This window comes from Aeromonas sp. 130281 (assembly GCF_056642115.1).
This window is the reverse complement of the sequence record NZ_JBWVQS010000006.1, coordinates 247,045-258,301: the sequence shown is the minus strand read 5'-3', so window position 1 is coordinate 258,301 and position 11,257 is coordinate 247,045. Positions and strand designations below refer to the sequence as shown.

General features: G+C 64.5%; 9 protein-coding genes. 6 read left to right on the top strand and 3 right to left on the bottom strand.

Annotation, left to right across the window (positions count from 1 at the left end):
• On the bottom strand, positions 1–2,456 hold a 2,456-nt coding region (locus tag AC1IN8_RS16740; protein ID WP_479759747.1), incomplete at its 3' end, for a VCBS domain-containing protein.
• A 1,330-nt stretch (positions 2,457–3,786) separates the two neighbouring features.
• Between AC1IN8_RS16740 and AC1IN8_RS16735 the strand changes: the two genes are divergently transcribed.
• The 6 genes from AC1IN8_RS16735 to AC1IN8_RS16710 all read left to right on the top strand — a co-directional run bounded on the left by AC1IN8_RS16735 (position 3,787) and on the right by AC1IN8_RS16710 (position 8,619).
• Complete coding sequence (locus tag AC1IN8_RS16735; RefSeq protein WP_139437384.1) at positions 3,787–4,344, top strand: TMEM165/GDT1 family protein; 558 nt, start codon at positions 3,787–3,789, stop codon at positions 4,342–4,344.
• Positions 4,345–4,546: 202 nt separating this feature from the next.
• Complete coding sequence (locus AC1IN8_RS16730) at positions 4,547–5,485, top strand: DUF2157 domain-containing protein (protein WP_479759745.1); 939 nt, start codon at positions 4,547–4,549, stop codon at positions 5,483–5,485.
• Between the two features lie 95 nt (positions 5,486–5,580).
• Positions 5,581–6,588: a DUF4401 domain-containing protein gene (locus AC1IN8_RS16725; RefSeq protein WP_454009394.1), complete on the top strand. Its 1,008-nt coding sequence runs from the start codon at positions 5,581–5,583 to the stop codon at positions 6,586–6,588.
• Complete coding sequence (locus AC1IN8_RS16720; RefSeq protein WP_319914222.1) at positions 6,585–7,082, top strand: GDYXXLXY domain-containing protein; 498 nt, start codon at positions 6,585–6,587, stop codon at positions 7,080–7,082. Before AC1IN8_RS16725 ends, AC1IN8_RS16720 begins: the two co-directional genes overlap by 4 nt.
• 153 nt (positions 7,083–7,235) lie before the next feature.
• On the top strand, positions 7,236–8,009 hold the full coding sequence (locus AC1IN8_RS16715; protein ID WP_479759761.1) for a substrate-binding periplasmic protein: 774 nt from the start codon (positions 7,236–7,238) through the stop codon (positions 8,007–8,009).
• Between the two features lie 355 nt (positions 8,010–8,364).
• Complete coding sequence (locus AC1IN8_RS16710; RefSeq protein WP_479759742.1) at positions 8,365–8,619, top strand: hypothetical protein; 255 nt, start codon at positions 8,365–8,367, stop codon at positions 8,617–8,619.
• A 272-nt stretch (positions 8,620–8,891) separates the two neighbouring features.
• Here the strand turns inward: AC1IN8_RS16710 and AC1IN8_RS16705 are convergent, their stop codons facing one another.
• Together AC1IN8_RS16705 and AC1IN8_RS16700 are read right to left on the bottom strand one after the other, a co-directional pair.
• Positions 8,892–9,179 (bottom strand): hypothetical protein, encoded by a 288-nt coding sequence (locus AC1IN8_RS16705; RefSeq protein ID WP_265437572.1) that lies wholly within the window; start codon positions 9,177–9,179, stop codon positions 8,892–8,894.
• Positions 9,180–9,311: 132 nt separating this feature from the next.
• Entirely contained in the window at positions 9,312–10,325 is a 1,014-nt protein-coding gene (locus tag AC1IN8_RS16700; RefSeq protein WP_479759740.1) for a sensor domain-containing diguanylate cyclase, read from the bottom strand.
• Between the last annotated feature and the right edge of the window lie 932 nt (positions 10,326–11,257).

Below are 11,257 nucleotides of genomic sequence, written 5' to 3'. Positions count from 1 at the left end.
CCATCGTTGGTGCCGGTGATGGTGACGGTCACGGTTTCGGTGGCGGTGCCATCGACCGAGCTCACCTCGAAGGTCTCGACACGGGTGTCGCCGGCGCCCAGGTACTGCACATCGGCGTTGGCCACCTCGTAGGTCCAGGTGCCGGCCGCGGTGATGCTCAGGCTGCCGAGGGCACCACCGACGGTGGTGTCGGTGACGCTGCCGGTGTCGAAGACATCCTCGCCCTGATCCACATCGGCCACGCTGAGGCTGCCGCTGTCGGTCAGCAGCGGGGCGTTACCGTCCTCGCTGACGGCACCGACGGCATCGCCGCTGATGGTGGCGCCATCGTTGGTGCCGGTAATGCTAAGGGTCAGGGTGGCCGTCGATGTCTGGCCTGCCGAATCCATGATGGTGTAGTTGAATACATCGTTGACGATTTGGCCCTGAGCGATGCCCTGGGTATCGCTGTCCATATTATTGAGAACGTAGCTGTAGCTGCCGTTGGCATAGAGGGTCAGGGTGCCGTAGGTGCCGGCTACCACGGCACCAACATTACCGCTATTACCGTTGACGGCGGAGACGGTCAGGGTGTCAAAGGGCAGGTCAGGATCTGTGTCATTGGCCAGCACGTTGCCGCTGGCACTGGGATCACCGGGGATGGCATTGGCCACCCCGCCGGCTTCGATCAGGGGATCACTGGCATTGCTGTCTGCATTGGCAATCGGCCCCTGGCTGCTCACCCCCAGGAAGTCCCCCACCACCAGGTGGTGGATGCCCGTCAGCTTGAATGCCAGCTCGGCCACGGCCGGATTGCCGCTGATATCGGCATAGACATAGGTGTTGCCGCCTTCGTGCTTGAACCACACGCCGTAGGCGGTCGGGGTGGTACCACCCCATTTGAGGTCGACGTCGTCTCCGAGCAGCTGGACCAGATCGATCTTGTCGGGGCCGCCGGCCGCGATCAGCGGGTTTGCGCCGAGATCCTTGATGCTCAGGAAGTCGGTGATGGTGTCCATCCCCATGGTGGTGGAGTCGGACCAGCTCTGCAGATCGTAGTGATCATAACCCCCATGCCAGCCACCCCAGCCATGCCAACCGTGATGATGATACTGGTTGAGCTCGGCGGTGAAGATGAAGGTGTCGGCGCCGCTGCCGCCACTCAGGGTGTCGGCCCCCAGACCACCGGCTATCTCGTCGGCGCCGCTTCCCCCATACAGAGTGTCATTGCCTTTTTCACCGAAGAGCGCGTCATCCCCCCCTTCCCCATAGGCGGTATCATTGCCGCTGCCGGCATAGATGGTATCGGCCCCTCCGGCAGCGGCCCCTGCGAAGTTGTTGCCATTGTCGCCGTAGAGCGTGTCGTTGCCCTGGCCGGAGAAGATGAAGTCATTGCCTGTGGCGCCGGCGAGGCCGGACGCCGAGTCCTTGCCATCGCCATAGATGATGTCGCCACCACTTTCGCTGAAGTAGCCGTGACGCCAGCCGTTGTCGTCATTGTTGCCGATGCGATCGTCCCCGGAGCCGCCATACAGCAGGTCGCGGCCGTCTGCGCCGCTGATGGTGTCGGCACCAAGGCCGCCATAGACGGTATCGCGGCCGTCACCGCCCTTGAGGGTGTCGTCACCGGCGCCGCCGTCGAGCAGATCGTCTCCGTCCTCGCCGTAGATGAGGTCGTTGCCCCCTTCACCGTACACGGCGTCATTGCCGCCACCGGCATAGATCCTGTCATTGCCGCCGACCGCACCACCGAGCCCGCTGTCGCCATAGATGCGATCGTTGCCACGGCCGGAGTAGATGAGATCGCTCCCCACTTCGTCTGCCACGCTCAACCAGGCGCCGCTGGCCGAGTTCTTGCCATCGCCATAGATCACATCCTGACCGTTTTCGCGGCTGAAGTTGCAGCGCCAGGCATCGTCGACACCGATCACATCGTCCCCGGAGCCACCGTAGAGGGTGTCATTCTGGTCGGCACCCACAAGCCGATCGTTCCCTTTGCCGCCGTAGACAATGTCGCGCCCATCACCGCCGTTGATGTAGTCGTTGCCATCGCCGCCATCGAGCAGATCGTCTCCCGCCTCGCCGTAGATGACGTCGTCCCCGTCCTGGCCATAGACAGTGTCGTTGCCTTCGCCGGCGAGGATCACATCCTTGCCCGCCCCGGCGAAGATGGTGTCGTTGCCACTCTCGCCGTCGATGCTGTCATTGCCGCTGCCGGTGGTGATGTTGTCGTTGCCCGAGCCCCCGTCGACCGTGTTGTTGCCATTGCCCGCGTTGATGAGGTCGTTGCCGCTGCCGCCGTCGATCACGTCATTGCCGGCACCGGCTGCGATGGTGTCGTTGCCCGAGCCCCCATCGACCTGGTTGTTGCCCTCCCCCGCATTGATGGTGTCATCCCCGGCACCGCCATTGATCGCATCGTTGCCCGCAGTGGCGTTGATGATGTCGTTTCTGTTCGTTCCATTGATGTTGGCCATGAGCAAGTTCCTTTAAAAAGTGGGGGAAAGTGCGATATCGATGAGGAGCTGGGGGTGACAAGGGCGCATCTGCCTCGCTCGGGTCGAGGGATGAGTCCCGTCTGTCTTACAAAGTGGATCTGGGCCAGCAGTCATGAGGGGCGGGCGGTTCTCTCCATAGACCCCCTTCCTGAGCTGCGTGGTGAAATCTGTCGCCGGGCCACCATCCTCTGCCGTCAACAAGGGACGGCGATGGTCGCTGAGCAAGGCGCGGGGCGCATTTGGCGCGGCGCCATCCTGCGATCTGGCGGTGCTCGAAAACGGGGCATCAGGGCCAGGATGCTGCTGATGGGGACAAGGCAGGCTGGCGGGGGCAGTGGTGTGACGGCGGCCCTGGTGGCCGCGTTGGCGTATGCCCTGCTTGCAGCGCCGGGCGCCGGCCTGCCCTGCGGCAGGTGCGCCAAGGCCGCTGCCGGATGGGGTTGTACTGCGAAAGAGTGGTGGGATAAGGTCAGCTTGCGGTGACTCTGCGCTCACAGCGCCGAGGGCGGTCTCGACGGTGAAAGGATTGCTGCTGGCATCCCCTTCCCTGGAGCGCCGCTGGCCGTCGATTGCCATGGGACACATCGGCCCCTGTGGCCAGATGTCGACGACACCTGACCCTAAAACATCGACCCCCATTTTAAACCCCTTAAATCCATTTAAGAGAGATAGTCAGAGTCAATCACCGTCATCCGTGATGCCTCTGCAAGGCACATCAACTTCAACCTGTCCCGGTCTTGAAAACGCACTCGCCATGGTGGCGTATTTATTTTTGGCTAAGCGTAGTTGCTGTCAGATTTGACAGTTGCGAATTTATTTTTTTGCTGCAGAGAGAAACTGGTGTTACGCCATTTTCCCTCCCCCGCGGGGGCTCTGGGCAGCGGTGCTTGTTGCCTGTTTCACAACGCTTTTTGTTTGCTACTTTGCGTCCCTGCCACAGGCACGCCGCTCCGGCCCTGATGCCAGGGTGCACAGAAAGCCAGGGAACAAAGGGGAGCAGATCAAGGCCAAGCGGGAGAGCGCCGCCGGTCACATCACATCGATGAAGGGGGAGCCTCCCGCCACACACCTTGCTCCAGAGGACGTTTTTCCCTAGAATGCCGGCTCCCATCGAGGGGGAGTAGTCTCGCCACGGGTGCCAACCCGGTGCGCGATCCTGATCAACATACTTGGTGCCAACTCACCATGGTCAGGGTGATCCGGGCAATGCCGGATTTGACAAGACCTTTGACGGGCCAGTGCCAATACCGGGGACGGATGGCGCAGGCTTGTCTCTGGTTTATAACAATTCCGTCCCCCGGTCATTTTTATGGAAGCCTTGTTAACCTCAACCCTGAGCGTGGCAATCGCCGAGATCGGCGACAAGACCCAGCTCCTGGCGTTGCTGCTCATCTGTCGTTTTCGCAAACCCTGGCCCATCATCGCCGGCATGCTGGTCGCCACCCTGCTCAACCATGCGGGGGCCGCCTGGATAGGGGAGTTCATCAGTCGCTGGATGGATCCCAAGGTGATGACCTGGCTGGTCGCCGGCGCCTTCATCGCCATGGCGGTCTGGATCCTGGTGCCGGACAAGATGGAGGATGAAGAGAGCTCGCTCGACAAATACGGCCCCTTCATGGCCACCTTCGTGCTGTTCTTCATCGCCGAAATCGGCGACAAGACCCAGATAGCCACTGTGCTGCTGGCGGCCAAGTACGATTCCCTGACCCAGGTCATCACCGGCACCACCCTCGGCATGATGCTGGCCAACGTGCCCGTGGTGCTGCTTGGCAAGCTGGGAGCCGACAAGCTGCCCCTCCAGGGGATCCGCATCGCCTGCGCCATCCTCTTCGTGGGTCTGGGCGCCAGCACCCTGATCTTCGTCTGACGCGCCAGCAACGAGGGGACGGGCGTGAGCACCCATCCATATCCCCGTCAGCCCGTCATCAGAGCCCCCTCCTCCCGGTCGGGGCTTTTTTGTTACTCATGCCCTGCCCCTGTCGCATCAGCGCCACCGGGGTCTGCCCCGGGACGCGGCGCCGTGCCATAATGCCTTATCTCTCAGGCACGACGGCTTCAGGAGCCTCGCCATGCACCTCACCTCAAGACAGACCCTGCTCGACTGGGTCAGACGCGGTCGTCTCCCCCGGGAGTCATTGCCCGCCGCCCTCGCCCTGTGCGATCTGCCCCCGGCCCCCGTGCGCTGGCAGTGGCTGTTCGACAGGCTGCTGCTCTGGCTCGGCTGCCTCTGCCTGGGGGCGGGCCTGGTGTTCTTCGTCGCCTTCAACTGGCAGGCCCTGGGCCGTCTCTCCCGCCTCGCCCTGCTGGAGCTGCCCCTGCTCGCCATGCTGCTGGTGCTCTGGCGCAAGCCCCTGGCCGACACCCCGCGCCAGGCCCTGCTGCTGGCGGTGGCCCTCAACATAGGCGCCCTGCTGGCCCTGGTGGGTCAGACCTACCAGACAGGTGCCGATCCCTGGCAGCTCTTCGCCACCTGGGCCCTGTTGCTGCTGCCCCTGGCGGCGCTCGGCAGGAGCCCCCTGCTCTGGACCCTCGCCTGGCTGCTCGGCCAGCTGGCGCTGGTGCTCTACTGGCGCCTCGGTCTCATCGACCTCTTCTTCTCCTTCAACGAGGAGGCCCTCGGCTGGTGCCTGACCCTGCTCAACGCCGTCCTCTGGGGGGCGCTCATCCTGGCCCCAGCCCGGCTCGCGCTCATGCCCTCCTGGCTCCCGGGGCTGGCCGCCGGGCTCGGGGTCACCCTGCTGGCCCTGCTGGCGCTGTTCGATGCCGCCTCCCCCTGGGTCTGGCCCGCCTGGCTCGCCTGGCTGGGCGCCGCCTACCTGCGCTGGCACCACAGATTCATCGCAGGGCTCGCCATGGGGTGCCTGAGCCTTATCGCCGTCACTCTTGCGGCGCTGGGCAAGTGGATGGAGCCGGACATGAACGGCTTTTTGCTGCTATCCCTCATTGCCATAGGTCTCTCCGTGATGGCCAGCCGCTGGCTGCAACAACAACGGAGGCAGCATGTCTGAACCGATCCCCTGGCAGCACCTGCCAGCCGAGGCCCCTGTCGCCATCGGTCTCTCGGTCTTAACCAACGGCTGGCTGCAACAGCAACGGAGGCAGCATGTCTGATCTGAACCCTTGGGAGAGGCTGCGGGCCGCCCATCTGGTGGAGGGCGATGCCCCCCGGGACGAGCAACCGCACTGGTCGAGCCGTTTCCTGCTCGGCATGGTGGGCTGGCTGGCCGCCCTCTTCCTGCTGTTCTTCCTGTTCATGGCCTTCGAGAGCCTGGTCCGCGAGCCAAACCACGCCCTCGTCATGGGCACCCTGCTGATGGCCGCCGCCCTCGGCCTCAACCGCCTGGCCCGGCGTAGCGATCTCTGGGATCAGTTCGTGCTGGCGCTCGCGCTCGCGGCCGATGCCTGGCTGCTCTATGGCCTCATCGACCAGATTGACCCCCACTCGGCCCCGCTCTGGCTGGGACTGGCCCTGCTGTCGCTGGCCATCGCCGCCCTGTTCGAGCACTGGCTGGTTCGCCTCTTCCACAGCTTCGCCGCCGCCATCCTGCTGACCATGGGGCTCGCCTGCCTCGGCCTGCAACTGCTGGCCCTGCCGCTGGTGATGGCCGCCCTCACCTTCTGCTGGCTGCAGGCCGAACGCGACCCAGAACGCCATTCGCTCTATGAATCCCTCACCCTGGGGCTGGCGCTCTCCCTGCTGGTGCTGGGGCGACTGCACCATCCCCTCTGGGACGGCGGCACCAGCGCACTCGACGAGCTCGGGCTCTCCCGCCTGCCACTCTGGCTCAATCCACTGCTCTGCGCCGCCCTGCTGCTCGCCGTCATGGTGAAACTGAAACTGCCGTTGCTCTATGGCCTGCCCCTGGTGGTGATCAGCGCCATCATCCCCGGCATGGGGGCCGGCGCCCTGGTGCTGGTGCTCGGCTTCTATGCCGGCAGCCTCGGGCTCATGACCCTGGCCGGCCTGCTGCTGCTCGGCTTTGGCTCCCTCTACTACTACGATCTCGGGCTGACCCTGATGACCAAATCCTGGCTGCTGCTGGGCTCGGGTGCCCTGCTGCTCGGCACCCGCCAGCTGTTGAAAATCCTCGGCAAGGAGATCGCCTCATGAGACGTCTTGCCCTCTTGCTGACCGGCCTCGCCATCCTGGTGGGCATCAATGTCACTGTCTGGCGCTTCGAGCACGCCATCAGCAGCGGCGAAACCGTGCTGCTGGAGCTGGCCCCGGTCGACCCTCGCTCCCTGATGCAGGGGGATTACATGCGCCTGAGCTACGCCCTCGCCCGCCAGCTGGGGAGCCCGCACCAGGAGGGCGCCGCCACCCAGACCCTGGTCATCCGCCTCGATGAACAGCAGGTGGCGCAGCGAGTAGAGGGAGGCGCCCCCGACGCCCTGGCCCCGGACCAGCGCCTGCTGCAGGCTCGCTGGCAGCAGGGCCAGTGGTGGATAGGGCCGGATGCCTTCTTCTTCGAGGAGGGGACGGCCGCCCAGTACGAGCAGGCGCGCTATGGCGAATTCAGGCTGCAACCGGATGGCGCAACCCTGCTGGTCGGCCTGCGCGATCAGGCCCTCAAGCCCATAGGCCATACCCGTCCGGCCTGGTGATGGCGCGCGCTGTCGCTCCCCCCGTTGCGCCACGCCCTGGCATGACAACGGCGATTGTCCGCCCCTTCGGGTGGCGAAACCCCGTGGCTTGGCAACACTTGAAGCTGGGCACTCGGCAGCAGGACGGTCAGGATGAGAACAGGGATAGTAAGGATCAGGAACAGAACCGCTCTCCTGGCCACACTTTTAGCCACACTCTGGGGCGGGTCGGGGGAGATGGGGCAGGCCAGCGCCAGCCCGGCCCTTGGCAAGCTTCACTACCTCACCGAAGAGTACAAACCCTATAACTTCACCGGAGAAGATGGCACTCCCAGCGGCTTTGCCATCGAGCTGCTGCACCAGGTGTGGCAGAAGACCGGCACCCCGCCCCAGGCGATCAGCATCCTCCCCTGGGCCCGGGGCTACTACCTGCTGACCCAGAAGCCCAACGTGGTGCTCTTCACCACCGCCCGCACCGAGGCGCGGGATCCCCTGTTCAAATGGGCCTGCCCCATCGGCTATGCCGAAATCGTGCTGATGGGGCTGGCCAGCCATCCCCTCAAGCTCACCCGGCTGGAGGATGCCCAGCAGCACACCATAGGGGCCGTGCGCGCCGACGTGGGGGAGCAGCTGCTGCTCAACAGCGGCTTCGACGAGCAGAAGATAATGACAGCCAACCGCCTCCCCCAGGCCCTGCGGATGCTCACCTCGGGCCGGGTCGACCTCATCTCCAGCAACAAGGCCACCCTGATGGATCTCATCCAGGCCCAGCAGCTGGATCCCGCCCTGTTCGAGGTGCGCTGGGTGCTGAGTTCGGAGCAGTTCTGCTTCGCCTTCAGCCATCCGGTGGACGATGCCCTGGTCAAGGAGTTCCAGCACGGCCTGACCCAGGTGCTGGCCAGCAGCGAGTTCCAGCGGATCCAGCACAAGTACTTCCCGGCGCCCTAGTGCCCTTCGATGCCAGCAGAGAGGCCCGTCATGGGCCTCTCGCTTTCTGGGCCGGCTCCCCTTGCTCAGCCCCTCCCTTGCCCGCCAGCCGCTTGAACTCCCTCACAAACACCATTGAATATCAGGTACTTGTCACCACAAGGGGTGACGTGGAGCGTCACGGGCCCGTAAAATGGCGCCGGGAGTCTGTTGGCCCTCTTGTCGGGCAAGGGATGGCGGCGCGCACGACTGCAAGGCATCAAGCACCCGGGCGCCATATCCCAAGGCACCATCTCCCAGCACCCCGGCGCCCATGGCACCGGCATCTCGTTTGAACAGCTCAGGATTGAACATGCAAGGCACAGTGAAGTGGTTGATGAGTATCTCGGTTTGCGTCCTGTTGATGGCGTGCGGCGGCGACAAGACCACGGGCAAGGCCTGTCTTGGCGCCAACAATGACTCTCTGGTGGAGGGGATGCAGGACAAATGCAAGGCGGGCGACACTGTGGCCACCAAGCACCCGGCCTATTTCTGCGACTTCAACTACGCCGTCGCCTACAACAGTTACAACTCCGCCATCTGCGTCTACTCGGGGGCATTGAAACCGGAGCGCACCACCGAGAAGTCATGACCCGGGCAACCCCGCCAGGGGTTGCCATCAGGCAGCGGGGTGAGTGGCCCGAACCTTGTGACTCTGGCCATTCGGGCCAAAAACGGGACTTTGGCCCGCTATTTGACCCGCATCAGGCGGTGACACTGCCCACCGAGCTCCAGCTGGACCACCTGGGAGCGGGCCATGGCATCGACCCGGGCCATCTATTTGACCCGCATCAGGCGGTGGCGCTGCCCGCCGAGCTCCAGCTGAACAACCTGGGAGCGGGCCATGGCATCGACCCGGGCCATCTATTTGACCCGCATCAGGCGGTGGCGCTGCCCACCGAGCTCCAGCTGGACCACCTGGGAGCGGGCCATGGCATCGACCCGGGCCAGCATCTCGGCGCTGTAGCCCTTGCGGTGCATCCACTGCATGGGCTCCTCGAAACTGCCTTCGTTGACGATGAAGGTGTCGGTGTAGGCATCCTTGATGATGCTGACCACCCAGATGCGCTGCTGAAACTCACAGATCTCCGCAAAGAGGGTGGCCACTTTCGCCGCCAGGGCGCGGTAATGGCCGATAACAGGGTTTGCCATGGTAGAGAGTGCCTGTGTTGAGGGAGACGCATCCTAGCATCCCGGGCGCGGGGACAACAATGCGCGGCATCAAGGGCGCGGCGCCTGGGCCTCACTCCCATAAATCGGGGCGCCCTGGATGCCAGGTGCCCGTCACCCCAGCGCGCGGCGCTGGCGCTTGACTTCATACATGCGCGCATCGGCCTGGCGCAGGGCCTCGTCGACGCTGGTGTGCGCCGGATCGACCGCCACCACTCCCACGCTGGCCCCGGGGTAGTGCAGCACCCGGGACTGGATCGGCAACTGCAGCACGCTGTGCTCGAACAGCCGACGCCCGAAGCGCCGCACCGCCCCCTCGACCGTCTCCTCCCCCGGGATAGGGCCCATGCCCACGGCGACGAACTCATCGCCCCCCATCCGCGCCAACATGTCGCCACTGCGCAGGGCCGAGCCCAGTTGACGCGCCATGGTGGTGAGCAGCCGATCCCCCGCCTCGTGACCGTGGATGTCGTTGATCTGCTTGAAGCCATCGAGATCGATGAAGGCGATGAGCACAGGGTGCCCGGCCCGATCCGAGAGGGAGAACAACCGGGTCAGCTCCTGCATCAGGGCCCGGCGGTTCGGCAACCCGGTCAGGGGGTCGCAGAGGGCCTGGCGCGACAGCTCGTCGTTGGCCCGCTGCAACTGCAGCAGCAACTGCTCCCGTTCCACATGCTCGGCGATCAGCCGGGCGAAGAAGCCGATGAGCTGCTCAGAGCCCGCCACCATGGGCTTGCGCTCGGCGCTGGCGGCGCACAGAGTGCCATAGAGGGAGCCGGACGAGGTGCGCACCGGGCTGCTCAGATAGGTGCGAATGCCCATGATCCTGGCCGCATCCGAATCGCCCCAGCACTCGGCCACGTTGTCGGTAAACAGGCGCCCCTCGTCGATGGCCCGTCGGCACAGGGTATCGCTCCAGTCCACCGCCGCCCCCTCCGGGATCTGCAGCCCGGCCACGTTGCGGGCATAGCGAATATGCTGGGTGCTCTGCCCCTCATCGATCTCGGTGAGATAGGTCGACTCCAGCCCGGTCACCGCCTCCAGCATCTCCAGCAGGGGCCGGGTCAGGCTCTCCAGATCCCGCGCCTGGGTGACCCGCTCCGACAGGGTCTGCAATATCTTGTCCATGCCGCTCTCCACTACCTGCATGTGATGGGCGACCACCTTAGCCAACTCGGGGCACGCCAGACAAGTGCGAGAAAGGGGTAGGCCGGGGAAATACCACCCCGTTCACACTTTGGCGCGCCCCCCGCCAGGGCCTGTGGCCCCGCCCCACCCCGGGCGTGGGACCATAACTTTGAACCAGCGCAAAAAACCTGTCGATTCTGACACTTGAGTCAGCAAGATCCATGGATCGGGCCCCCTCGGCTCCGTAGGATGGGGGTGGGTGCCCGTTGGCCCCTTTTCCTAAGCCAGGGTCAGCGGCGCATTGTGGTAGCGACAGCCAGGGGCGGCAGCGACGGAATTTGGCCGGCTTCCCGGTTCTCGGCGGATGCCAGCCCGGCATCCCGTGCCTCGGCGAGGGACGAGGATTCCATCCTCGACGGGGTTTCCGACGGCCCCGGGACAAGCAGGGTCGAGTAGCGAAGCGTAATCGTCCGCGGTAACAGTCCCCTCTCCCCAACGGGAGAGGCGTTGGGTGCAATAAGCAGAGCGCATTGCACCACGGTAACAATTCCCTCTCCCCTTGCGGGAGAGGGCTAGGGTGAGGGGTCGAGTAACGTCATTACCTTGAGGGATGTCGTTGGCCATAGCATCGGCATGCCTTCGCCATGCAGGATGCGAGGACTCCGTCCTCGACGAGGTTTCGCCCGCCCTTCGGGCTGGGGCGAGTGACTTTTTCTTTGCGTGGCCAAAGAAAAGTCACCAAAAGAAAGGCCACCCCCACTTGTTCGCCCTCCTGCGTCGGGTTCCCTCGGTTCAGGCAAAAGGTCTGGCGGAGCGACGCAGACGCTACATCCTTGTACCCCCTGCGTCTGCGCCGTCGTCCATGACGGCGCTCCTGACCTTGTGCCTTCACCTCGGCGAACAACAGGGGGCAACACCCAACCCGCAACTCC